Origin of the sequence: Rhizobium sp. RU20A (assembly GCF_900155885.1) — a bacterium.
Lineage (GTDB): Bacteria > Pseudomonadota > Alphaproteobacteria > Rhizobiales > Rhizobiaceae > RU20A.
Genome location: NZ_FTMB01000002.1, coordinates 128880 through 153374, shown reverse-complemented (window position 1 = coordinate 153374; position 24495 = coordinate 128880). Strand labels below are relative to the sequence as shown.

Here is a 24495-nt window from a genome sequence, read left to right as displayed (position 1 = left end):
GGCGCTTGATGGGGCAATGACGGCCCGCTGTGCGACCCTTTTGCGGGCCATCCTCGGGATGTGCCCGGTACATCCCTCCCTGTTCGGAAGGTGACGAGGCATGATGCCTGAAAAGCTTGAAATTCGCCCGCGCAGCACGGCCCTTCGCCAGTTCGGCGACCTCGTCGAACGTTTCGCGCGCCCCGACCTGTCGATTGCCGCCGGCGGTCATGTGAAGACGATCTCGCCCGGTCATTACACGGTGACGGGCCTGTCGCGCCATGTGCGCCTTGGCGATTTCGTTGCCCATCGCTCGGCGTCCGGTACGCATCTCGGCGAAGTCGTGCGTGTCGAGCCGGAAACGGTCTTCGTCTGCCCCATCGAGCCGGGCGATCCCATCGGCATCCACGACACCGTCATCCGCGTCGGCGCCTTTCGCGTCGCACCCGATGACAGCTGGTGCGGCCGGGCCATCAATGCGCTCGGAGATCCCATCGATGGCGGTGGCCCGCTGATCAAGGGCGCCATCGCCCGCCCCATCAACAATTCCGCGCCGCCCTCCATGACGCGCCGGCGTGTCGATACCGGCTTTCGCACCGGGGTGCGCGCCATCGACATCTTTTCCCCCCTCTGCCTCGGCCAGCGTCTCGGCATCTTCGCCGGCTCGGGCGTCGGTAAATCGACGCTGCTCTCCATGCTCGCCCGCGCCGATGCCTTCGACAAGGTCGTCATCGCGCTGGTCGGCGAACGTGGCCGTGAAGTGCGCGAGTTCATCGAGGATACGCTCGGGGAGAACCTCAAGAAGGCCGTTGCCGTCGTCGCGACAAGCGATGAGAGCCCGATGGTGCGCAAGATGGCGCCCCTGACCGCCGTCACCATCGCCGAGCACTACCGGGACCAGGGCGACAACGTGCTCCTGATCGTCGACAGCGTCACACGCTTTGCCCATGCCATCCGCGAGGTCGCGACCGCCTCTGGCGAGCCGCCGATCGCGCGCGGTTATCCGGCCTCCGTCTTCACCGAGCTGCCGCGCCTTCTGGAGCGCGCCGGGCCGGGCGCCGAAGGGGCGGGGACGATCACCGCGATCATCTCCATCCTCGTCGATGGCGACAACCACAATGATCCGATCGCCGATAGCACGCGCGGCATTCTCGACGGCCATATCGTGCTCGAGCGCAGCCTTGCGGAAGAGGGGCGCTATCCGCCCATCAACCCGCTCGCCTCGATCTCGCGTCTGGCCCGCAAGGCCTGGACACCGGATCAGGAAAAGCTGGTGGCGCGCCTCAAGGCGCTCATTCACCGCTTTGAGGAAACCCGTGACCTGCGCCTGATCGGCGGTTACCGCCCCGGCGCCGATCCGGATCTCGACATGGCGATCAAGCAGGTGCCCGTCATGTACGAGGTCCTGAAACAGACGCCCGGCGACCGGCCGGCCTTCGACGCATTTACCGATCTTGCCACAGCGCTGAAGGCCGCCGCCAATGGCGGTCAGCCGGGCATGAACAGACCGAGGACGTGACAGTGACCGACCACGATGCAGACGAGATCGTTCCGCAGCGCAAGCGCCGCGAAAAGACGCCGACGATCGACAAGGTTCTCGGCGTAACCGGCGTTGCGCTTGCCGCCTTCGGTACCTTCTTTCCGTGGTACGCCTTCTTCAACCAGGACAAGTTCCACCTGCCGACCCTCTGGCAGGGCGATGTGCGCGACCTGCCGGAACAGCCGGGCCCCGCCGTCGTCACCGTCTCGCCGCTCGCCATGCCCGATGCCGGCGACGGCGCGCGGCAAGCGACGCGCCAGGCCGCCATCGACCAGATCACCACCGCCACCGTCCCGGGCATCAACGATGACGGCACGCGGCCGGGCGAAGGGGAGGCGGGCCTCGATCAGCCGTTCCCCGCCAGCAATGCCTTTCGCCTGATGCATGTCGCCAACGGCCGCGCCCTGATCGAGGACAAGACCGGCATGTACATCGTGCGCGTCGGTGCCGTCCTGCCGGACAACAGCCGCCTCGCAACGCTCGAGGAGCGCGAGGGCCAGTGGGTGCTGATCACGTCCAAGGGCCAGGTCTTCAAGGCACAGTGAAATCAACAGCCTTGCCCTCAAGGGCATGTCGGCGGCCTGCGCATCGCGTGGGCCGAAACTGTGTGAAATGGCGCGCCAAAGCCCGCAAAACCCGGCATTTGCGCCAGTCCCACGCAAGTTTACGCCGCTAGTGTCTCCATTGAAAATGATGGAGGTGCATGATGCAACCGATTCAGCTCTTCGAGCTCGCGTCCCGGCAGGCGCAATGGCTGGCAGCTCGCCAGAACGTCGTGGCCGGCAACATCGCCAACGTGAATACCCCCGGCTACAATGCGCGTGACGTTCAGCCCTTCGATGCGGTGCTGAGCCAGACCAATGCCATGCGCATGGCCGCCACCAATCCGCGCCACTTCACCCAGTCGCCCATGGCCGCCGAGGTCATCGAGACCAGCACCATGGATGCGTCCGAGGTCAAGGTCTCCGGCAACAGCGTTTCGGTCGAGGACGAACTGATGAAGTCCGGCCAGATCAAGCGCGACTACGAGCTGAATGCGGGGCTCGTCAAAGCCTTCCACCGCATGATGCTCCTGACGCTGAGGAAGTAAGCCATGGATCCGTTGTCAGCCGCCCTCAAGGTTTCCGCCTCCGGTCTGGAAGCCGAATCCACCCGCCTGCGCATCGTGTCGGAAAACATTGCCAACGCCCGCTCCACGGGCGATGCGCCGGGTGCCGATCCCTATCGTCGCAAGACGGTCAGCTTTGCCTCCGAGGTCGATCGTGTCAGTGGCGCCGCCCGCGTCGAAGTCCAGCGTCTGGGCGAAGACGATACGCCCTTCATCACCGAGTACGATCCGGGCAATCCGGCCGCGGACGAAAAGGGCATGGTCAAGATGCCGAACGTCAACGTGCTCGTGGAAATGGCCGATATGCGCGAAGCCAATCGCTCCTACGAGGCCAATCTCCAGACCATCAAGCAGTCGCGTGACCTGATCTCTGCGACCATCGACCTCCTGAGGGCACAGTAATGATCGACAGCATCAGCAGCATTGGCGCCCTCGGCGCAACCAGGATCACCGACGGCGCGGCCGAAGCGAACGCGCTGCTGCAGCCCGGCATGGCCCAGTCGAGCGCCGCCACCGGCACCGGCCAAAGCTTCGCATCCATGCTCGGCAACATGGCGACCGACACGATCAACCAGCTGAAGAGTGCGGAAACCGCCTCGATCCAGGGCATTCGCGGCGAAGCCAACACCCGCGAGGTCGTTGATGCCGTGATGAGTGCCGAACAGTCGCTGCAAACGGCCATGGCGATCCGCGACAAGCTCGTGACCGCCTATCTCGATATCACGCGTATGCCGATCTGAGGAACCTGATCCATGAAGGCCCTGTCCATCGCCGCCACCGGCATGAATGCCCAGCAGCAGAACCTCGAAGTGATCGCGAACAACATCGCGAACATCAACACGACGGGCTACAAGCGGGCTCGCGCCGAGTTTTCTGACCTCATCTACCAGACCGAGCGCGCCCAGGGCGTGCCGAGCCGCGCCAATCAGGCCATCGTGCCGGAAGGCGCGCTGATCGGCCTCGGCGTCCAGACGGCGGCCGTCCGGAACCTTCACATGCAGGGCTCCTTGACCCAGACCGGCAACGACTTCGACCTCGCGCTCGTCGGCCGCGGCTGGTTCCAGATCCAGACCCCGGACGGCCAGACCGCCTATACCCGCGCTGGCGCCTTCAACACCAATGCAGAAGGCCAGCTTGTGACGCTCGACGGCTACACCGTCGTTCCCGGCGTCACGATCCCGCAGAACGCCACCTCCGTTGATGTCTCCGCCACGGGCCAGGTCATGGTGACGATCGGCAACGACACCGTGCCCCAGCAGGTCGGCCAGTTGACGATCACCAACTTCATCAACGAGGCCGGTCTCGAGCCGCAGGGCGACAACCTGTTCAAGCAGACGCCGGCCTCCGGTGACCCGATTGTCGGCGCCCCCGGCGATCCCGGCTTTGGCGAAATCAAGCAGCGCTATCTGGAAGCGTCCAACGTCGATCCGGTGAAGGAAATCACCGATCTGATCTCCGCCCAGCGTGCCTACGAAATGAACTCCAAGATCATCCAGGCCGCCGACGAGATGGCTTCCACCGTCAGCAAGAACCTCAGATAAGCAGGAGGGACGACGATGACGTCCGGTCGCATTCGCAAAGCCAAAGCTGTCCGCCGCCCGACGCGCCTCGGCCTCGCCCTTGCCGCGCTCGCGGTCCTGGGCGCGGCAGGCCTCGTCGCGCCGGCCCATGCCGGCCAACGCACGGCCGTCATTCCGACCCAGACCATCTATCCCGGCGAAACGATCGTCGGGTCCAAGCTCGAAGAGGTTGATGTCACCAATCCCAATGTGGTCGAGGGCTTCGCCGGCAGGATCTCCGATGTCGTTGGCAAGGTCAGCAAGCGTACCCTTCTGCCCGGGCGCGTCATCATGACGAGCGCGGTGCGCGAAGCCTATGCGGTGGAGCGCGGCACCACGGTGCAGATGGTCGTTGCCGTCGGCACCTTGAGGATCAGTGCCAAGGGCTCGCCGCTTCAGGATGCCGCCGTCGGCGATCTCATCCAGCTGCGCAACATCGACAGCGGCGTCATCGTCGCCGGCACGGTCATGTCCGACGGTACGGTCGAGGTGGTGACGAAATGAAGCGTCTTCTCCGCACACTGGCGACGGTTCTCATCGCCGCCGCCCTGACGCTGCCGGGCATGCCGGCGGCCGAAGCGGCGGCAACGTCACGCATCAAGGATATCGCCTCGCTCCAGGCCGGCCGTGACAACCAGCTGATCGGCTACGGTCTCGTGGTCGGCCTTCAGGGCACGGGCGACAGCCTGCGCTCCTCGCCCTTCACCGAGCAATCGCTGCGTGCCATGCTGCAGAACCTCGGCATCTCGACCCAGGGCGGCGAATCGCGCTCGCGCAACATCGCCGCCGTTCTCGTCACCGCCACGCTGCCGCCTTTCGCAAGTCCGGGCAGCCGCATCGACGTGACCATCGGTTCGCTCGGCGATGCCACGTCGCTGCGTGGCGGCACGCTCGTCATGACCTCGCTGTCGGGTGCCGACGGCCAGATCTATGCGGTCGCGCAAGGCTCCGTCGTCGTCAGCGGCTTCAGCGCGCAGGGCGCAGCCGCCACCGTCAACCAGGGTGTCACGACCGCCGGCCGCGTACCGAACGGTGCCATCATCGAACGCGACCTGCCGGCCAAGTTCAAGGACGGCGTCAGCCTCGTCCTGCAACTGCGCAATCCGGACTTCTCGACCGCGCTCGCCATGCAGCAGGTCATCAACCAATATGCCAGCCAGCGCTTCGGCGGTCGCATCGCCGAGGCCCGCGACAGCCAGAGCGTGATGATCGAGAAGCCGAAAATGGCCGATCTGACCCAGTTGATGGCCGAAATCGAAAATCTCGTCGTACAAACCGATGTGCCCGCCCGCGTCGTCATCAACGAGCGCACCGGGACGATCGTCATCGGACAGGACGTGCGCGTTGCCCCTGTCGCCGTCAGCTACGGCACGCTCACGGTGCAGGTCACGGAAAATCCCGAAGTCGTCCAGCCGGCGCCCTTCTCCCGTGGCCAGACCGCCGTCGAGGAAAACACCACCATCAAGGCGGTCGCCGACGGCGGCACCGTCGCCATGCTGGAGGGATCCAGCCTGCGCCAGCTTGTCACCGGCCTCAATTCCATCGGCGTCAAGCCGGACGGCGTGATCTCCATTCTCCAGAGCATCAAGACGGCCGGCGCCCTTCAGGCGGAGCTTGTTTTGCAATGACCGATGTTCGTACTCCCTCCATCTCCGCCCGCAAGGGCACGCTGGCCGCACTGGCCCTCCTGGCGCTCGCCATTCCCGGCGCCTTTGCTCAGGAGGTGGCAGCGCCCGCCGGCGCCGATCCGACCGCAAGCGAAATCCAGCGCTTCTGCACCAACATCGCCGATGCCGCGCGCGACCAGCGCTACCTTCTGCAGAAAAAGGAACTCGCCGATCTCCAGTTGCAGGTCGACGAGCGCATCGCCGTTCTGGAAAAGCGCAAGGCGGAATATGAGGACTGGCTGAAGCGGCGCAACGACTTCCTCCAGCAGGCCGAAGCGGGTCTCGTCGGCATCTACAAGACGATGAAGGCAGACGCCGCCGCCAGCAAGCTAGAGCTGGTCGAGCCCGATATTGCCGCCGCCATCCTCATGAAGCTGCCGGCGCGCCAGTCGAGCCTCATCCTCAGCGAAATGAAGAACGAGAAGGCCGCCAAGCTCACCGATTTCATCTCGGCCGCCAGCGACCCGAACACATCGAAGGAACCGTCATGATCTATCGTCTTCCGCTGCTCGCCGCCGTCGCGCTCCTTGCCGGCTGCCAGAGCAAGACCTTCGAGGAAATCGGTCGCGCGCCTTCGATGAGCCCCATTGGCACCGGGCTGCAATATGCGCAGACCCCGCAGATGGCCATGTATCCCAAGCAGCCGGCGAGCATATCCAACGGCTACTCCCTCTGGTCCGACAGCCAGGCCGCACTCTTCAAGGATGCGCGGGCGCTGAAGGTCGGCGACATCATGACGGTCGATATCCAGATCAACGACAAGGCCTCCTTCGATAACAAGACCGACCGCAGTCGCCAGAACAGCAGCGGCTTCAACATCGGCGCCAACGGCTCCTCCGTCGGTGGAAAGTTCGGCTGGCAAGGCGGGCTCGACTACGGCTCGGATACCAAGACGCAGGGGCAGGGTACGACGGCCCGTGCCGAAAAGCTGCAGTTGCTGGTCGCCGCCGTCGTCACGGGCGTTCTTGAAAACGGCAACCTCCTGATCAGCGGTTCGCAGGAAGTGCGCGTCAACAACGAGATGCGCATCCTGAACGTCGCCGGCATCGTCCGGCCGCAGGATGTCGACGCCAGAAACATGATCTCCTACGACAAGATCGCCGAGGCCCGCATCTCCTACGGCGGCCGCGGTCGCCTGTCGGAGGTGCAGCAGCCGCCTTACGGCCAGCAGATCATGGACATCGTTTCGCCCATCTGACGGCGGCGCCATCGCGCCGCCCGCGAAGGGCGGCCTTCAGGACTTCAAGGCGGGATGGTGTCCCGCGGCACGGCAACGGGATCGGACGGCATGTCAGAGGAAATCGCACCGGAAGGCGAAGTCGCCAAGAAGAAATCCTCGCCGATGGTCCTGATCGGCGCGGTCGTCGTGCTGACGCTGATTGCAGCCGGCGGCGGCTGGATGATCGGCGGCATGGTCGCGCCGAAACCCATGACCAAGGAAATGGCCGACGCCATCGAGGCGGTGAAAAAGGCCGAGGCCGAGAAGAAGGCGGCGCTCGCCGCTGGCGCGCCCGCCGATGCCCATGGCGGCGACAAGAAAGAGGAGGGGCTTCCCAAGGCCTTCACCGAGGCGCACGGCATCCTCCAGCTCGATCCCATCACCACGAACCTCGCCTATCCCACCGAGAACTGGATCCGGCTCGAACTCGCCCTCGCCTTCAAAGGCGAGCCGGACGTGAAGATAGCAGAAGCCGTGCAGGCCGATGTGGCGGCCTACCTGCGGACGGTCTCGCTGCAGCAGATCCAGGGACCGCGCGGCTTTCAGTATTTGCGGGACGACATACAGGAGCGGGTTGACCTCAGGTCTGAAGGGCGCATAACGAATGTCATCTTCAGAACATTCGTCATTCAATGATTCGCATCCTTGCCTTCATAGTCGCCATGATGGCGACCTCCGGGATTGCCGGTGCCCAAGGATTTCCGACGGATCTCCTGAACGTTCCCGTTGACGGCTCCGCAGCCGCCTGGATCGTGCGTACCTTCGGGCTTTTGACGGTCCTGTCGATCGCGCCCGGCATCCTCATCATGGTGACGAGCTTCCCGCGCTTTGCGATCGCCTTTGCGATCCTGCGCTCCGGCATGGGGCTGGGCACAACGCCGTCCAACACCATCCTCGTCAGCCTCGCCCTGTTCATGACCTTCTACGTGATGTCGCCGACCTTCGACCGGGCCTGGCGCGAGGGCATCGATCCGCTCCTCGCCAACCAGATCACCGAAGCCGAGGCACTGCCGCGCATCGCAGAACCCTTTCGTCAGTTCATGCAGGCCAATACCCGGCCGAAGGACCTTCAGCTCTTCGTGGATATTGCCCAGGAAAAGGGCCAGACCGTCGTGACGGGCGATGTGGTGGACCTTCGCGCCCTCATCCCGGCTTTCATGATTTCGGAAATCCGCCGCGGCTTCGAGATCGGCTTTTTGATCCTTCTGCCCTTTCTGGTGATCGACCTGATCGTTGCCACCATCACCATGGCCATGGGCATGATGATGCTGCCGCCGACCTCGATCTCGCTGCCTTTCAAGATCCTGTTCTTCGTGCTGATCGACGGCTGGAACCTGATGGTCGGCAGCCTCGTCCGTTCCTTTAACTGATTGTTTTCCATGTTCTCGGCCTGCCTGCATTTGGGGCAGGATTGGCGGCATTTGTCTCGAAATGCGCCCGCCGTTTAAGCATATGGCAAGACTTGGCTGCGAAGCTCCAACTTACATAACGGGTTTGGTTTTTCGCACCGAGGGTGACGAAGCCGAGGGCATGAGGCCACTCCGTTATCACCGGTAAGTTTTTAGTCCGGTATGTCCCTAACCGTGTTTTGAGTATCAGAGGGACACTCTCCATGACCAGCATCATGACCAATGCCGCCGCTATGGGCGCACTTTCCACGCTCCGCTCCATCTCCTCGCAGATGGAAACCACGCAGAGCAACATTTCCACCGGCCTGCGCGTCAACACGGCTTCGGACAACTCGGCCTACTGGTCGATTGCAACGACCATGCGTTCGGACAACAAGGCGCTCTCCACCGTTAAGGATGCCCTCGGCCTCGGCGCTGCCAAGACCGACACGGCCTACACCGGCCTGAATGCCGCCATCGATGTCGTTTCCGAAATCAAGGCCAAGCTCGTTGCCGCTCGCGAACCGGGCGTTGACAAGACGAAGATCAACAAGGAACTGACCGAACTCAAGAACCAGCTGGTTTCGACGGCAAAGTCGGCCTCGTTCTCGGGCGAAAACTGGCTGTACCGTGCGAACGCCGACGCGACTGACGTGGGCACCAAGGAGATGGTCGGCTTCTTCACGCGTAGCGCCAGCGGTGACGTCGCCGTCGGTACGGTCAGCTTCGATGCCGCCACCTCGGTTCTCGTTGACGACAAGAATGCAGCAAAGGGCCAGTTGACCAAGGATATCTCGGTCAGCGAAATGCAGGCCAACGGCACGGCGACGACCAAGACCTACTTCCTGGTTGCCAGCGCCGGTACGTCTGCTGCCGGTACGAACGTCGCCCTGACGACGTCGACCACCACCTATGAAATCTCCGGCATGATCTCCGCCGTTGACAAGATGCTGACGAACCTGACGGACGCTGCATCGACGCTCGGTGCGACCAACAAGCGCATCTCCATGCAGGACAGCTTCGTTTCTGACCTGAAGGACACGATTGCCAAGGGCGTGGGTCGCCTCGTTGACGCCGACATGAACGAGGAGTCCACCAAGCTCAAGGCCCTGCAGACCCAGCAACAGCTCGGTATCCAGGCGCTTTCGATTGCGAACTCGGACTCGCAGAGCGTTCTGTCGCTCTTCCGTTAATCGGAAAGGACAGGCTTCTCGCCACAAGGTCGGGCAGCTTAACCGACATGCAGGCCGCGCCCAGAGATGGGCGCGGCTTTTTCGTTGCCCGCCAAATTTAATTCATCACTTTCAATGTTCATTAACCACGATGGTGTTTCCTGTGAACATCGAAACGACGGGTTAACCAAGACAATTAACGCGTTAGCAAGCATGAGGCTGGCCGTCGTTTCCCGGTAGCGTCCGGAATGTCCCTTCACATTGTCTGTCTAAAGGGGCAGTTTCACTATGACGAGCATCAATACCAATATTGCTGCAATGGCAGCACTCTCGACCCTTCGTTCCATCGGTAACGACATGGAGACGACGCAGGGTCGCATCTCCTCTGGCTACAAGGTTGGAAGCGCCGCTGACAACTCGGCCTACTGGTCGATTGCAACGACCATGCGTTCGGACAACAAGGCCCTGTCGACCGTTCAGGATGCCCTCGGCCTCGGCGCTGCCAAGACCGACACCGCCTACACCGGTCTCAACAACGCCATCGACGTCATCTCCGAAATCAAGGCCAAGCTCGTTGCCGCTCGCGAACCGGGCGTTGACAAGACGAAGATCAACAAGGAACTGAGCGAACTCAAGAACCAGCTGGTTTCGACGGCAAAGTCGGCCTCGTTCTCGGGCGAAAACTGGCTGTACCGTGCAAACGCCGACGCGAATGACGTTGGCACCAAGGAGATGGTCGGCTTCTTCACGCGCAGCGCCAGCGGTGACGTCGCCGTCGGCACGGTCAGCTTCGATGCCGCCACCTCGGTTCTCGTTGACGACAAGAATGCAGCAAAGGGTCAGTTGACCAAGGATATCTCGGTCAGCGAAATGCAGGCCAACGGCACGGCGACGACCAAGACCTACTTCCTGGTTGCCAGCGCCGGCACGTCTGCCGCCGGTACGAACGTCGCCCTGACGACCTCGACCACCGTCTACGAAATCTCCGGCATGATCTCCGCCGTTGACAAGATGCTGACGAACCTGACGGACGCTGCCGCGACGCTCGGTGCGACCAACAAGCGCATCTCCATGCAGGAAAGCTTCGTCGGCGATCTTCAGGACGTGATCAAGAAGGGTGTCGGTCGCCTCGTAGACGCCGACATGAACGAAGAGTCGACGCGCCTCAAGGCTCTGCAGACGCAGAACCAGCTCGGCATTCAGGCCCTCTCGATCGCAAATTCGACCCCGGAATCGGTCCTGTCGCTCTTCCGCTAAGCGGAGAATTGACGACAGCCGCGTAGTGCCGGCGATAGAAACCGAAAGCCGCATCCCGAAGGGGGTGCGGCTTTCACGTTTTCGGGCTCGCCGAAAGCCTCCGGGCAGAAATGCTTGGAAATAGGCAGTGCTCAAGCTCATGATTTCTTTACGTTTATGAACTGGTTTTAACCAAAATGACCGTACTCTTAACGTCGTTAACCGTTGATTAACCATCTTTTGGTTAGGTAATGGTTAAGAGCGACGGGCCGATCCAGGGCAAAACAGGATCGGTCGCATGATGCACCTGCCCGCGCTGCCGGTCCCACTCCGGAATGTTTGGTTCAACGAACATCAGGGCTTTACGACGATGACCAGCATCATGACCAATTCCGCCGCCATGGCGGCACTCCAGACGTTGCGTTCGATCAACACCAACATGGAAACGACGCAGAGCCGCATCTCCTCCGGCTACCGTGTCGAGACCGCGGCCGACAACGCCGCCTACTGGTCGATCGCGACCACCATGCGCTCCGACAACAAGGCGCTTTCCACCGTTCAGGACGCCCTCGGCCTCGGTGCCGCCAAGGTCGATACCGCCTATTCGGCGATGGACAACTCGATCAAGGTGATCTCCGAGATCAAGGCCAAGCTCGTCGCGGCCCGTGAACCGGGCGTCGACAAGGTGAAGATCAACAAGGAAATCACCGAACTCAAGAACCAGCTCGCCTCCTCGGCCGAGTCCGCCTCGTTCTCCGGGGAGAACTGGCTGTACAATGCGAACGCTGCGGCGCCGGGCATCAAGCAGGTCGTCTCTTCCTTCAACCGCGCAACCGATGGCTCGGTTTCGGTCGCAACCCTCGACTATGATACCGCCAGCTCGATCCTGATCGACACGAAAGATTCCTCTCGCGGCATGTTGACCAAAGCTTGGACCGTTGATGACGGCACCACGCCCGGCACGGCGGCAGCAACCTACCACCTCATTCTCGCAACCGGCGGCACGGCGCCGACGGGATCGACGGCCGTCGTCATCAACACGGCAACGACCAACACGCAGCTTGACGGCATGATCTCTGCGGTCGATGCCATGCTCAGCCAGCTGACCGACGCCGCCTCAACCCTTGGTGCGATCACCACCCGCATCGACATGCAGGACAATTTCGTCGCCAACCTCATGGATGTGATCGACAAAGGTATCGGGCGCCTTGTCGATGCCGACATGAACGAGGAGTCGACCAGGCTGAAGGCGCTCCAGACCCAGCAGCAGCTCGGCATTCAGTCGCTTTCGATCGCCAATACCAATTCCGAGAACATCCTCAAGCTGTTCCAGTAACCGCGCACGCCACCCGCTTCCGGGTGGCGGTCGCTGGCCGAAGACATCTCGGCCTTGCATTCGCCGGGCGCCGCAGGTCATCTGCGTCCGGCGGCCCTGCCTGGACCGCGCCGATTGCCCCGGCGCGGTCCAGCGCCATTGACCCAAGAACAAGAAGCGCGCAAGAACGTCGCAAGAGAAGGGCGCAAGAGCGCCATCGCATGAAACGAGGCGAGGCTGAGCATCATCATCCTCGCACAAGTTTGACAGCCTAGCCTTCACTCGCAGCCATATGACGTGGGTGCCGGCCGATATGATGATCGTGCCGCCTGTGCTCCGGAAACGAGGGACCGTCATGGCCCTGGCAACCGGGGCCGAAACCCGAAAGACGGGCCGCCGCCGTCCGATGCGGTTCCGGGAAGACGCACGTCTGGCAGAGCCGGCCCCTCGGGCCAGGAACGGCCGGGTCCCGTCGTCACCGGCACAACGGATCTCCGGTCGCACCCGCCTCGAGAGCGAGCGAATGACCGTCCAGCTTTCACGATACCTTAAAGATTTCAGCGCCCCGAAGGTGGATATGGCCGCCTTGTCGGCGGCGCCGCGCTATTTCGCCGACAAGGACGCTCGAGCCGCTCGACTGGACATGCACGCCCAACGCCCGCAACAGCCCGAGATCGATATCGAAGCCGAGCGCCGCGCGGCCTACGAGCGGGGCCGTGCCGAAGGTCTAGCCGAGCGCAACGCGCTGCTCGCGGCGCAGCAGTCCGCCGTTTCGGCCCATGCCGCCATCCTTGAAGAGCTCGAAGCCCGCCATGCCGCGGAAAAGCAGGAACTCATGACCCGCTTCGACCATCAGGTCGCGGGCCGGATCGATGCCCGCTTTACCGAGATGGCCGATGGGCTCGCCGACATGCTGATGACCGAAACCGCCCGGGCGCTCGCCCCCATCATGGAAGAGGCGCTGATGCGCCGGGCGATTGACGACATGGCGGGGATGGTCCGCCGGGCCTTTGCGGAGGGCGATTGTGGTCGCATCACCGTGAGGGGACCGGAAACACTTTATGAACGGCTGAAGGACAAGATCGACGACGCCGATCTGGTCTTCCGCCACGAGGAAAATGGCGACGTGGACCTGACGGTGGAATTTGGTGAAGCCGTGCTCGTGACCCGCATGAACGCCTGGGCCGAGACGGTTCGAAAGGTACTCGAATGAGCGAACCCGAAAGCCATCACCACGGCAAGAATGAAATCATCATCGTCAAGCGCCATGGCGGTCATCACGGCGGCCATCACGGGGGCGCGTGGAAGATCGCCTATGCCGACTTCATGACCGCCATGATGGCCTTCTTTCTCGTGATGTGGCTTGTCAATGCTGCCAACGAGAAGACCAAGGCGTCGATCGCTTCCTACTTCAATCCGGTCCAGTTGACGGACGAAAAGCCGTCCGAAAAGGGCGTGAAGAAGCAGGCCAAGGACGCCAAGGGCGAACAGGACCAGGACAAGTCCAAGGTTGACGGTGATCAGACCAAGACCGGCGGCTCGGCCAAGACCGGTGAGGATGCCACGGCGACGTCGGGCGAAGAGACGAAATATTCCGACGCCGACTTCTTCGAAAATCCCTATTCGGTCCTCTCCGAAATCGCCAAGGATACGGGCCAGCAGGCCAATATCAGTGCGAAGGGCGAGGGCGGCGCGCAGCAGTCCGGCCCTGCAACGGGCGCCGATGGCGGCGAGGCCTATCGCGATCCCTTCGACCCGGATTTCTGGACCAAGCAGATGCAGGTCGAGAATGCATCCGGCTCTTCCGGGCAGCTTGCGGGCGACACGACGGGCAAGGAACAGGCCGGTCAGGAACAACTCGCCAAGGCTGACGCGGACAAGCCGGCCGATGGCAAGGATGCGGCCGGCGCCAAGGCTTTGACCGCTGAAGAGCAAAAGGCGGTCGAACTCAAGCAGGCCATCGACAAGGCGTTGGGCGGCGGTCTGGCCGGCAAGCTCGCCGAAGGCCTGATCGTCACGCCGACCGAAGGCGGCCTGCTGGTCAGCATCAGCGAACAGAGCGAGGCGCCGATGTTCACGCTGGGCTCGGCCGTGCCGGAGCGCGACATGGTGGTCGCCATGGAGAAGATCGGCAAGATCCTGGCCGAACGTCCGGGCGCTGTCGCCATTCGTGGCCACACCGATGCGCGTCCCTTCAAGAGCGGCACCTATGACAACTGGCGTCTGTCCTCGGCCCGCGCCGAAAGCGCCTATTACATGCTGGTGCGCGGCGGTCTGGACGAAAAGCGCGTCAGCCAGATCAGTGGCTTTGCCGATCGGCGTCCGCAGGTTCCCGATGATCCGCTCTCGCCGGCCAATCGCCGGATCGAAATTCTCCTTCAGGACACACAGGACAAGACGTGATGCTCGCCGGGCGCCTGCGCCTCCTTCTCATCTCGGTCGCAGCCCTGCTGCCACAGCTTGCCGCGCCAGCCATCGCGGAAGAGCCCGATGATCTGCCGCCTTACCGCATGGTGCGCTCGCTGCTCGCCGTGCAGGATGGCATCGTGCAGGGAGACCAGTCGGCCAGCGAGATGCAGCGCTTCATGCTGGCGACCATCGACAAGCGCCTGAGGGCCGCCGCACCGGATGTCTTTCGGGATCCGCGCAATGTCGATGCCGCGATGATCTACGCCATGAGCGGCGGCAATCCGGCCACGCTCGGCGAACTCGCCGCCCGCGACATCAACGGCTATTTCGACAATCGGCTGACGGATTCGGTGCGCCAATACATGAACGGCAAGGGTGCGTTGACGGTGCAGGCGCTGACGGCCGCCATGCCGGAATACAAGACCTCGCCCATCGCGCCCTATCTCTACCTCGTGCTTGCCAATGCCAGCGCCCAGCAGGCGCCCAAGGATGCGCTTAAATATTTCGACCTTGCCCGTCTGGAATCGCCAGGGACGATCATTGAAGAGTCGGCCCTGCGCCGTGGGATGATGCTGGCGATCAAGGAGAAGGATGTCGACCGATCCTTCCGGTACGCTCTGATCTACGCGCGCCGCTTCCTGACCTCGCCCTATGTGGGTCAGTTTGCCGATGCCTTCGTGGACTTTGCGGTCACCCACCATGACGCTGGAAACGAGCAGAAGCTCGTCGAGGTCCTGTCCTTCTTCGACAATCGCCGGCAGCGCGAGGTCTACCTGCGGATCGCTCGAAGGGCCGCGATCAGCGGCATGAGCGACTTTGCGCGGCTTGCGGCCGAGCGGGCCGCGGTCCTCTCGGAAAATCCCGGCGACGATGAGCCGAGAGCGCTCGCCGATCTCTATTCCAGTCTCGTCAATGTGCCGACGGCCGACATTGTCAGTGCCGTCGAGCAGATGAGCACCATTCCGGAATCTGCCCTCTCGCCGGAAGACCGGGCCCTTCGCGAGGCGGCACGCGCAATGGCTGAGCAGGTTCTAAAGCAGCCGGAGGCGGAAAGCCTCGCGCAAGCAGCTCCCGATAGCGTTGTCGACGATATCCCGCAATCCCCGCGCGACGGCGCCGGTGCGAGCGACAGCCCCTTCGCGGCGACCCCCGCGGCAGCGACTGGCGAAGCACCACCGGCCGAGACTGCAGGCAGTGACGGCACGGCGGCGACTTTTGTCGATCCGCAGTTCGGGGACTACCTGTCCCAGAACAAGAGCCGCCTTGATGCCATCGACGCGCTTCTGAAGAAGGAATAGCCATGTCCGGCCTCGACCAGAGCCTGCTCGCAGCGCCCACAGCCAATCCGCGTGCCGGCAAGGCGGTCTCGGGCGATCGCGGCTCGGCCTCCGGGCGTCCGTCTGGTGAAACCGCTGGCTTCAACGAGGTGCTGGCCAAGACGGGACAGGGCACATCGGGCGCAAATCCGAAGGACGACGAAACTTCGGCGAAGGCGACGGGCGCACCCGCAAAACCGCTAATCGACATCCGCTTTCAGAAGGCTGAAACCGCCGAGACGGGCGAGGATGCACAGGCGGCGGATACGAGCGACCAGCCGTTGGAAAACACAGGCGCTCGCAAAGGCAAGACTGCCCAGAACCGCCCCGCCGCTGTCGCGGGAGAAAGGGGCGCACTGGCGCAGCCGACAACAACGCAGCCGTCGACTACGCTGCCTGGATCGGAGTCTGTCCTGACATCCGCTGCCGAACCGGAAGGGGAGGGTGCGGCGTCGGCCACGCGGCCGGTGATCCACAAGGCGCGCAACGCGGCAGAGAGCCCGGAATCGTTGCAGGAGAACGTGGCGGATACCGTCCAGATGGTCGCGGTCGACAAAGCTGCGGGATCGGCAAAGACGGCCAACCGGGCGCAGGCAGGTGGTACCGTGCACGCGCGCGGTGCGGCAAAGACCGATACGGCTGATGACGCAGGCCCGCTTCCCAGGACGTCGGACGAACTCGTCCACCAGACACTGGCCCGGCTCGTGGGCGTCGTGACGGGCAAGGATGAGACCGGAATGCGTTCCGACGATGCCAAGCCTGTCGCAGGGCCGGCGGACGGCGCTTCGGCGGCGCCCCTTGGTCAGCTGTTCGATCTGCTCGGTATGGCCGGTGAAGGCGTTCCAGCCCTGCAGGGCAAGAAGACGGGCGACGGTCCTGCGAATGCTGCTGCCGATGGTCTCGATGCCTTGGCAAAGCCTGCGGCGGCGATGCAGGCGCACGGTCATGATGCCGTTGCGGGTCTTGGCGCTGAGGGCGGCGGGGCCGAAGATGCGCTTGCGGGCGAGGCTGATGGCAACGGCAAGGATCGCCTGTTCCGCTTCGCGCGGGCGGATGGTACGGGCGAGGCCCTCACCATGCGCATCGGCGGTGACGGCAAGGGCGATGTCGACGCAAAGGACACGGCAAAGGCCGAGCCTGTTGTCGTGCTCGATAGCCGCCGTTACCTCGGTGTCGCCCTGCCAGCCAATGCGCAGGCCGTGACCAACGCCATCGCGGCCAGCATGGATGGTCAGACAAGCCTGATGTCGTCCACGGTGCTGTCCAACCCGGACGCCTGGACAAGCGCCGGCAAGGTTCTGCACACGCTGAAGATCCAGCTCAACCCGGTCGACCTCGGCGCCGTTACGGCGACGATGCGGCTGAAGGACAATGAACTGCAGGTCGAACTGCGGGTCACGAGCGGCGAGGCCCTGCGCCAGCTGACCGGCGATCAGGATGCCATGGTGCGCGCCCTGCGCGATCAGGGCTTCGGCGTCGACCAGATCACCGTTGTGCTCAGCCAGTCGACCGACACGTCGTCGGGCGGCCAGGGCAATGGCCAGGGCAGCGGACAGACCAACAGCGGTGCGGGCCAGACGGCCGGCGACCAGCAGGCAAGACAACAGGCGTCCGGGGACAGGGCGCGGGACGAGCGTCGTCAGGGTGGCCATGATGGGGCCGCGGGCGGTGACTGGAGGATGAACAATGCGAGCGAAGGCCTGGCTGCTGCCGGTGATCGTATCCGCACTGATGATGTCTATATCTGAGGCGAAGGCAACCGCCGGCGCCTGTGAACGTGAAATCGTCAATGCCGCTGCCAAATATGGCATTCCGGCCGGTATCCTGTATTCGGTGGGTCTGACCGAAACAGGCCGGAAGGGCTCGCTGCAGCCCTATGCCATGAACATCGAGGGCAAGGCTTTCTTCGAGGAAAGCCCCGAGGGTGTGCTGCAGCGCTTTCAGTCGGCGCGTGCGCAGGGCGCCAAGCTCATCGATCTCGGCTGCATGCAGATCAATTATCACTTCCATGGAGAGCACTTTGCCTCGCCGGCCGAGATGCTCGATCCGCGCAAGAATGTCGAATATGCGGCCCGCTTCCTGGCGGATCTGCATGCGCGCCACGAGACCTGGACGATGGCCGTCGCGCGGTATCACGCTGGCCCGAACAACGACCCCGCGCAGAAAAAATACGTCTGCCGGGTGATCGCAAACCTGGTTGCAACGGGTTACGGCAAGTGGACGCCCAACGCCTCCCAGTTCTGTCAATAACACGCAATAATAGAATTTAAAGTGACTAATATGTCGTTTGGCACATTGTGTCCAGAATTTGGACAATTTGCGGCATCAACGGAATTTTAACGGAGCGTTAACTTTCTCCCCAAGAGATTTGTGCCATTTTGGGTCTGTACCCACTAAATCTAGCGCAAATCGGGACAGATCGGTTAATCAACTATTAATTCGCGCCACTCAGTTTCCATAGTTGTTCGTGATTCCCCCGATTCGTACCTCTAGGTCTACGAGGTGCCACATTGATTCGGAGGCGGACGAATGATCGTAGTGGTTGATGAAAGAGAACTTGTAAAAGACGGTTACACGTCGTTGTTCGGTCGGGAGGGCGTTCCTTCCACCGGCTTCGACCCGAAGGAATTCGGCGAGTGGGTGAACACGGCCGCGGCGGCCGACATCGAAGCGGTTGAAGCCTTCCTGATCGGCCAGGGCAACGAGACCCTGAACCTGCCGCGGGCGATCCGTGATCGCTCCCAGGCACCGGTGATTGCCGTCAGCGACAGCCCGTCGCTGGAAAACACGCTCGCCCTCTTCGACTGCGGCGTCGATGATGTCGTGCGCAAGCCGGTTCACCCCCGCGAGATCCTTGCGCGTGCGGCGGCCATCCGCCGGCGCCTGAAAGCCATCGTCAACTACACCGACGTCGGCTCCATCCGTGTCTTCTCGGACGGACGCGACCCAGAAATCAGCGGCGATGTCTTCCCGCTGCCGCGGCGCGAACGCCGTATCCTCGAATATTTGGTCGCCAATCGCGGCCGCCGTGTCTCCAAGACGCAGATCTTCAATGCGATCTACGGGATCTTCGACGAGGACGTCGAAGAGAACGTCGTGGAAAGCCACATCAGCAAGCTTCGCAAGAAGCTGCGCAAGAAGCTCGGCCACGACCCGATCGATTCCAAGCGCTTCCTTGGCTACTGCATCGACTGGGAGTAGGCGCATTTCCTCCTTCCGGACGGGGTGGCGGCCCCGTCCGGAAGGAGAACAGGTTCACGCAAGGCCCAAAACCTAATCTTGCGGAACAACAAAACGAGGATTGCGACATGAGCCTTTACGGGATGATGCACACCGGTAGCTCCGGGATGAACGCACAGGCAAACCGCCTTTCCGCCGTCGGCGAAAACATCGCAAACGCCAACACGGTCGGCTACAAGCGCGTGTCGACGGAATTCGCCACCATGCTGCTGCCGGCCACGACCGGCGCCTACAATTCCGGCGGCGTACAGACCTCGACGCGCTACTCCATTTCCGAGTCGGGTGCGACCAACTACACGACGTCGTCGACCGACATGGCGATCGACGGCAACGGTTTCTTCATCGCAACCGACCAGAACGGCAAGGAATTCCTGACCCGCGCCGGCGCTTTCACGCAGGACGAGAACGGCAACCTCGTCAACACCGCCGGCTACACGCTGATGGGTTATAAATATGTCGAAGGCCAGCCGCCGACCATGGTCGTCAACGGCTTTGACGGTCTGATGCCCATCAACCTGTCGACAAGCGGCCTTGCGGCGCAGGCCTCGACGAAGGGCGGCATGGGCGCCAACCTGCCGGCCAGCGCGGCCGTCGGTGACAGCTACAAGACTTCGCTCAGCGCCTTTGACAGCCAGGGCACCTCGCACCTGCTCGACTTCAACTACACCAAGACCGGTGCCAATGCGTGGTCGGTGGATGTCGTGGACCGCGATTCCGGCACCAGCATCGGCACGAAGGCCCTGACCTTTGCCGCCGACGGCTCGGTCTCCACGGTGCCGACGACCTTCACGACGACGGCGCTGGCCGTGCCGGCGACCGGTGCAACCCTGGAAGCCATCGAAATCGACCTGATCAAGACGACGCAGCTCGGTTACCCCTTCAACCCGGATGGCGGCTCGATCAACGGTAACGCTGCCGCCAAGGTCAAGGGCGTCAACATCGACCGGAACGGCATTCTCTACTTCACCTATGACAAGGGCGATCCGCGTCCGGTCTTCCGCGTTGCCATGGCGAACGTGCAGAGCCCGGACAAGCTCATCCCGCAGAGCGGCAACGTCTATTCGCAGGGTCCCAATTCCGGTGTCGTCGTGACCGGTTTTGCCGGCGAAGGCCTGTTCGGCAGCATCATTGCCGGTGCGGTCGAAACCTCCAACGTCGACATCGCGACCGAGTTGACGACCATGATCGAGGCACAGCGCAGCTACACCGCCAACTCCAAGGTCTTCCAGACCGGCTCCGACCTGCTGGACGTCCTCGTCAACCTGAAGCGCTAATTGGCTTAGGCCAGGGACGATCAACGTCATGACCCTCGCATCGACAATCCAGACGGCGCAGACCATCTTCGGCAATACTGCGACCCAGTCGGCCATTGTTGCCAAGAATATCCAGAATTCCGGCAATGCGGATTATGCGCGCCGTCTGGCGATGATGGGGATCGATGCCGACGGGCAGCGCTTTGTAACAATTCAGCGCGCCCAGAACAGTAACCTGTTCAAGCAGAACGTGACGAGCATTTCCGAGGAGGCGGGCCAGGAGCGCCTGCTTTCCGGCTTGCAGCAGTTGCAGTCGATGCTTGGTGGCGACGGCTACAAGAATTCGCCGTCGCACTATATGTCGGTGCTGCGCGACAGCCTTCAGGCCTACGCCGCATCGCCCAACAACAACACCATGGCCTCGACGGCGGCCAGCAATGCGCGTGATCTGGCCAACTCGCTGAACACGACGACGCTGTCCGTGCAGGAAATGCGGGCCCAGGTCGACAAGGAAATTTCCGAGCAGGTCCTTCAGCTCAACCAGATGCTGAAGAAGTTCGGCGAGGCCAACGACCAGATCATCACCTTTACGGCGACCGGCAAGGACGCCAGCGACGCCCTCGACCGGCGCGATGCGTTGCTCAAGCAGATCGCGTCGATCACCGGCATCCAGGCGGTGACCCGCAACAACAACGACATGGTTCTGTACAACACCGACGGAACCGTCCTGTTCGAAAACAGCGCGCGCGCGGTCACCTTCGTGCCGAAGGGCACCTTTGACGCGAGCACGACCGGCAACGAGGTCTTCGTCGACGGTATCGCGATGAAGGCCGGCACGGGCGGCAACACGACGGGGCAGGGCACGCTGGCGATCCTGCTGCAACTGCGCGACGATGTAGCGCCCACCATGCAGGCGCAGCTCGACGAAATCGCCCGCGGGCTCATCAATATCTTCCGCGAAACCGATCAGACGGCCACCGCCCAGCCCGACCTTGCCGGTCTCTTTACCTGGGACGGCGGACCGACGCTGCCATCGGCAACGACGCTTGTCCCGGGCATTGCCGGAACGATCAAGGTGGCCGATGCCGTCATCGCCAAGCCGACGCTTCTGCGCGACGGCGGCATCAATGGCGGCGACTACAGCCCCAATGATCCGACCGGAACGTCCCCGATTTCCGTCGGCTACTCCAAGGTTCTCGACGACTATCTCGTCGACATGAGCACCGACCGCTCCTTCGATGTGAGCGCTGGCATCGTCGGTAAGGCGACGATCATTTCCTATGGCGCCGCGTCGATCGGCTGGCTGGAAGAGGTGCGCAGCGCCGCGAAGAATGCCAGCGAGACCAAGTCGGCGATGCGCTCGCAGACCGACCAGGCCCTTGCCAATGCCACCGGCGTCAGCCTCGATGAGGAACTGTCGCTGATGCTGGATCTCGAACAGTCCTACAAGGCCTCGGCCAAGCTTCTGAGCACGGTCAGCGAAATGCTGCGCACCCTGCTCGACTCGGTGAGGTAACGCGCCATGAAAACATCCTTCGTTTCGACGCTCGCCGGCCAGAATGCGATGCGCACCACGATCAACCGGGCCCAGGAAGAGCTGCGCAAGCTCCAGGGAGAGGTCACGACCGGCAAGCGCGACGACGCGGGCGTGTCGCTCGGATCCGGCACCTCGCAGGTGGTCAACCTGACGGCCGAGATCGAGCGCCTCAACAGCCTGAAGGAAACCAACACGGTTGTCAGCCAGCGTCTGTCCGCTTCCCAGGTGGCGCTCGACAGCATGCGCAAGGCCGGCGAGAAGATCAACACGGTGCTGCTCTCCGTGCTTGGCTCGGACGACAAGACCAATCTCTCCATCGCCAAGACCGATCTCGTTTCGTCCTTCCAGACGTTCCTCGGCGCCGCCAACACGCGCGCCTTCAACGGCGAGTATCTGATGGCCGGTATCAACACCGATGCCCAGCCGCTGAAGGATTACGAGCCCGGCTCGCCCGCCAAGGCGACGTTCGACAATGCCAAGGCCACGTTCATGGCCGGCCGCGGTTATACGTCGATGGATCAGTTCACCGTCGCCGACATGGACGACTTCGTGAAGAACACGCTGGAGCCGCTCTATACCGGCAACCAGTGGACCACGGACTGGTCGTCGGCCTCCGACCAGAACATCCAGAGCCGCATCACCGCCAACGAGGTCGTGCAAAGCTCGTCCAATGCCAATTCGACAGGCGTGCGCATGTTCGCCCTCGCCTCCGTCATCGGGATGGAACTGCTGGATTCCGGCATTACGCCGCAAGTCCGCGCCAGCCTGAACGTGACGGTGCAGAACTACGCCCAGCAGAGTATCGCGGGCCTTATCCGCGAGGCGAGCGTGCTCGGCGTGTCGCAAAACAGGGTGGAGAACGCCAACACGTCTCTGCAACTGCAGACCAACCTTGTGGAAACGCACCTCAACGATCTCGTGGATGTCGATCCCTACGAAGCATCCACGCGCATGAACACGCTGCTGACGCAGATCCAGACCTCGTACACGCTCACCTCGCGCATACAACAGATGAGTCTGATAAACTTCCTCAAATGACCGAGGGACCGAAGACAACATGAAGGATGTCTGAATGTACCAGTTTTCCTACGCCGAGATCATGGAGGACGGCGTCGCGGATTCCAAGGACCGCGAAAGGCAGGTTCTCGATCGCTCGCTCGCGCTTCTCGAAGCGGCCAAGCAGCAGCGCGGCTATTCGCGGGAGGCGATCGAAGCGATCTACTTCACGCGTCGTGTCTGGATCCGGTTCATCGAGGATCTCCGGTCTCCGGAAAACCAGTTGAACGACGAACTGCGCGCCAACCTCATTTCCATTGCCATCTGGATTCTCAATGAAACCGAGAAGATCCGGAAAAGGGAATCGATGAATTTCCAGGGCATTATCGATATCACCACCATCATCAAGGATGGCCTCAAATGAAGAGCACACTGCGTATCTCACTGAAGTCCGGCGAACGTATCTTCGTCAACGGTGCGGTGCTGCGCGTCGATCGCAAGGTGGCCATCGAGTTTCTGAACGACGTGACCTTCCTTTTGGAAAACCACGTTCTTCAGCCGGAAGACGCCACCACGCCGCTGAAGCAGCTCTATTTCATCGCCCAGATGATCCTCATCAATCCGGAAGGGGCCGAGCAGTCCACCCTCATGTTCCGCAAGTCGGTCGTGATGCTGCTGAACTGCTTCCGCAACGATGAGGTTCTGGCCGAGCTGAAGCGCATCGACGCTCTCGTCTCGCAGGGCCGCGCCTTCGACGCGCTGAAGGCCATCCGCGGCCTTTACCCGATCGAGGACCGCATCCTCAACAGCGAGGAAATGCCGGCGGCCACGATCGAACAGATCCGCAAGGAAATTGCCCCATGGCGGTAACCCCGATCGACACGACGATCCCCCAGAAAGTCAACAGCGCCACGGCGTCTGAAAAGGCGTCCAAGGCGGCGAGCGTCAATTACGACAGCTTCCTGAAGCTGCTGATCGCCCAGATGAAGAACCAGGATCCGACCGATCCGATGAAGGCTTCCGAACAGATCGCCCAGCTGGCGACCTTCTCGCAGGTCGAACAGTCGATCAAGACCAACACCAACCTCGAGGCCATTCTCCAGAGCAACGCGCTCGGTCAGGCCGACTCGGTCATCGGCCGTAAGGTGACGAGCGCCGACGGGCAGACGAGTGGTGTTGTGGAGCAGGTTGAGGTAACGTCTACGGGAATCACCGCGGTGCTCGCAGACGGATCGAAGATCGCGATCGGGCAGGGGGTGAAGATCGCCGCTGCCACGACCGGGACCAGCCAGGAATGAATGAAGCCGACGCGCTCGACATCGTCCAGAATGCCATCTGGACAGTGATGGTTGCATCCGGGCCCGCCGTGGGCGCGGCCATGGTCGTCGGGCTCGTCGTCGCGCTCATTCAGGCCCTGACCCAGATTCAGGAAATGACCCTGACCTTCGTGCCCAAGATCGTCGCCGTCATGGCGGCGGTTGCCATCTCCGCGCCCTTCATCGGCGCGCAGATCTCCATCTTCACGAACGTCGTCTTTTCGCGCATCCAGACGGGCTTTTAG

At 62.6% G+C, this 24495-nt stretch carries 28 protein-coding genes; all 28 read left to right on the top strand.

Annotated features, from left to right (window positions below):
• Positions 1-100 precede the first annotated feature (100 nt).
• Positions 101-1498, top strand: a complete 1398-nt coding sequence (gene fliI / locus F3H41_RS09380) for a flagellar protein export ATPase FliI (RefSeq protein ID WP_149738414.1) — start codon at positions 101-103, stop codon at positions 1496-1498.
• Positions 1495-2064 (top strand): flagellar protein, encoded by a 570-nt coding sequence (locus F3H41_RS09375; RefSeq protein ID WP_188129406.1) that lies wholly within the window; start codon positions 1495-1497, stop codon positions 2062-2064. The genes fliI and F3H41_RS09375 overlap by 4 nt, the downstream gene beginning before the upstream one ends.
• 161 nt (positions 2065-2225) lie before the next feature.
• A complete protein-coding gene (gene flgB / locus F3H41_RS09370; protein ID WP_149738412.1) occupies positions 2226-2609 on the top strand; it encodes a flagellar basal body rod protein FlgB in 384 nt (127 codons plus the stop codon).
• A gap of 3 nt (positions 2610-2612) precedes the next feature.
• Positions 2613-3029, top strand: coding sequence for a flagellar basal body rod protein FlgC (flgC, locus tag F3H41_RS09365; RefSeq protein WP_149738411.1), 417 nt, complete (start codon positions 2613-2615; stop codon positions 3027-3029).
• Positions 3029-3367: a flagellar hook-basal body complex protein FliE gene (locus F3H41_RS09360; protein ID WP_149738410.1), complete on the top strand. Its 339-nt coding sequence runs from the start codon at positions 3029-3031 to the stop codon at positions 3365-3367. The genes flgC and F3H41_RS09360 overlap by 1 nt, the downstream gene beginning before the upstream one ends.
• 12 nt (positions 3368-3379) lie before the next feature.
• Positions 3380-4168: a flagellar basal-body rod protein FlgG gene (flgG, locus tag F3H41_RS09355; protein WP_149738409.1), complete on the top strand. Its 789-nt coding sequence runs from the start codon at positions 3380-3382 to the stop codon at positions 4166-4168.
• A gap of 15 nt (positions 4169-4183) precedes the next feature.
• Complete coding sequence (gene flgA / locus F3H41_RS09350) at positions 4184-4690, top strand: flagellar basal body P-ring formation chaperone FlgA (protein ID WP_149738408.1); 507 nt, start codon at positions 4184-4186, stop codon at positions 4688-4690.
• Positions 4687-5814, top strand: a complete 1128-nt coding sequence (locus F3H41_RS09345; RefSeq protein ID WP_149738407.1) for a flagellar basal body P-ring protein FlgI — start codon at positions 4687-4689, stop codon at positions 5812-5814. The genes flgA and F3H41_RS09345 overlap by 4 nt, the downstream gene beginning before the upstream one ends.
• On the top strand, positions 5811-6344 hold the full coding sequence (locus F3H41_RS09340) for a MotE family protein (RefSeq protein ID WP_149738406.1): 534 nt from the start codon (positions 5811-5813) through the stop codon (positions 6342-6344). The genes F3H41_RS09345 and F3H41_RS09340 overlap by 4 nt, the downstream gene beginning before the upstream one ends.
• On the top strand, positions 6341-7051 hold the full coding sequence (gene flgH, locus F3H41_RS09335; RefSeq protein WP_149738405.1) for a flagellar basal body L-ring protein FlgH: 711 nt from the start codon (positions 6341-6343) through the stop codon (positions 7049-7051). Before F3H41_RS09340 ends, flgH begins: the two co-directional genes overlap by 4 nt.
• A 90-nt stretch (positions 7052-7141) precedes the next feature.
• Positions 7142-7708, top strand: coding sequence for a flagellar basal body-associated FliL family protein (locus F3H41_RS09330; RefSeq protein ID WP_149738404.1), 567 nt, complete (start codon positions 7142-7144; stop codon positions 7706-7708).
• Positions 7705-8442 (top strand): flagellar type III secretion system pore protein FliP, encoded by a 738-nt coding sequence (gene fliP / locus F3H41_RS09325; protein WP_149738403.1) that lies wholly within the window; start codon positions 7705-7707, stop codon positions 8440-8442. Before F3H41_RS09330 ends, fliP begins: the two co-directional genes overlap by 4 nt.
• Before the next feature lie 242 nt (positions 8443-8684).
• Positions 8685-9653 (top strand): flagellin, encoded by a 969-nt coding sequence (locus F3H41_RS09320; RefSeq protein WP_149738402.1) that lies wholly within the window; start codon positions 8685-8687, stop codon positions 9651-9653.
• Between the two features lie 267 nt (positions 9654-9920).
• On the top strand, positions 9921-10889 hold the full coding sequence (locus F3H41_RS09315; RefSeq protein WP_149738401.1) for a flagellin: 969 nt from the start codon (positions 9921-9923) through the stop codon (positions 10887-10889).
• A gap of 349 nt (positions 10890-11238) precedes the next feature.
• Positions 11239-12204, top strand: coding sequence for a flagellin (locus tag F3H41_RS09310; RefSeq protein ID WP_149738400.1), 966 nt, complete (start codon positions 11239-11241; stop codon positions 12202-12204).
• A gap of 556 nt (positions 12205-12760) precedes the next feature.
• Positions 12761-13396 carry a hypothetical protein gene (locus F3H41_RS09305; RefSeq protein WP_244616150.1) on the top strand — a complete coding sequence of 212 codons (636 nt, stop codon included), beginning with the start codon at positions 12761-12763 and terminating at the stop codon, positions 13394-13396.
• Positions 13393-14586: a flagellar motor protein MotB gene (locus tag F3H41_RS09300; protein ID WP_149738398.1), complete on the top strand. Its 1194-nt coding sequence runs from the start codon at positions 13393-13395 to the stop codon at positions 14584-14586. Before F3H41_RS09305 ends, F3H41_RS09300 begins: the two co-directional genes overlap by 4 nt.
• Positions 14586-15890: a chemotaxis protein MotC gene (motC, locus tag F3H41_RS09295; RefSeq protein WP_149738397.1), complete on the top strand. Its 1305-nt coding sequence runs from the start codon at positions 14586-14588 to the stop codon at positions 15888-15890. Before F3H41_RS09300 ends, motC begins: the two co-directional genes overlap by 1 nt.
• A 2-nt stretch (positions 15891-15892) precedes the next feature.
• Positions 15893-17656, top strand: coding sequence for a flagellar hook-length control protein FliK (locus F3H41_RS09290; protein WP_149738396.1), 1764 nt, complete (start codon positions 15893-15895; stop codon positions 17654-17656).
• Positions 17640-18158, top strand: coding sequence for a lytic transglycosylase domain-containing protein (locus F3H41_RS09285; RefSeq protein WP_244616157.1), 519 nt, complete (start codon positions 17640-17642; stop codon positions 18156-18158). Before F3H41_RS09290 ends, F3H41_RS09285 begins: the two co-directional genes overlap by 17 nt.
• A gap of 279 nt (positions 18159-18437) precedes the next feature.
• Complete coding sequence (locus F3H41_RS09280; protein ID WP_149738394.1) at positions 18438-19109, top strand: response regulator transcription factor; 672 nt, start codon at positions 18438-18440, stop codon at positions 19107-19109.
• A gap of 107 nt (positions 19110-19216) precedes the next feature.
• Entirely contained in the window at positions 19217-20422 is a 1206-nt protein-coding gene (locus tag F3H41_RS09275) for a flagellar hook protein FlgE (protein ID WP_149738393.1), read from the top strand.
• Between the two features lie 28 nt (positions 20423-20450).
• A complete protein-coding gene (flgK, locus tag F3H41_RS09270; protein ID WP_149738392.1) occupies positions 20451-21917 on the top strand; it encodes a flagellar hook-associated protein FlgK in 1467 nt (488 codons plus the stop codon).
• A gap of 6 nt (positions 21918-21923) precedes the next feature.
• Positions 21924-22976 (top strand): flagellar hook-associated family protein, encoded by a 1053-nt coding sequence (locus F3H41_RS09265; RefSeq protein ID WP_149738391.1) that lies wholly within the window; start codon positions 21924-21926, stop codon positions 22974-22976.
• Positions 22977-23010: 34 nt separating this feature from the next.
• Entirely contained in the window at positions 23011-23358 is a 348-nt protein-coding gene (flaF, locus tag F3H41_RS09260) for a flagellar biosynthesis regulator FlaF (RefSeq protein ID WP_149738390.1), read from the top strand.
• Entirely contained in the window at positions 23355-23804 is a 450-nt protein-coding gene (gene flbT / locus F3H41_RS09255) for a flagellar biosynthesis repressor FlbT (RefSeq protein ID WP_149738389.1), read from the top strand. Before flaF ends, flbT begins: the two co-directional genes overlap by 4 nt.
• Positions 23795-24232, top strand: a complete 438-nt coding sequence (flgD, locus tag F3H41_RS09250; RefSeq protein ID WP_149738388.1) for a flagellar hook assembly protein FlgD — start codon at positions 23795-23797, stop codon at positions 24230-24232. Before flbT ends, flgD begins: the two co-directional genes overlap by 10 nt.
• A complete protein-coding gene (fliQ, locus tag F3H41_RS09245) occupies positions 24229-24495 on the top strand; it encodes a flagellar biosynthesis protein FliQ (RefSeq protein ID WP_149738387.1) in 267 nt (88 codons plus the stop codon). The genes flgD and fliQ overlap by 4 nt, the downstream gene beginning before the upstream one ends.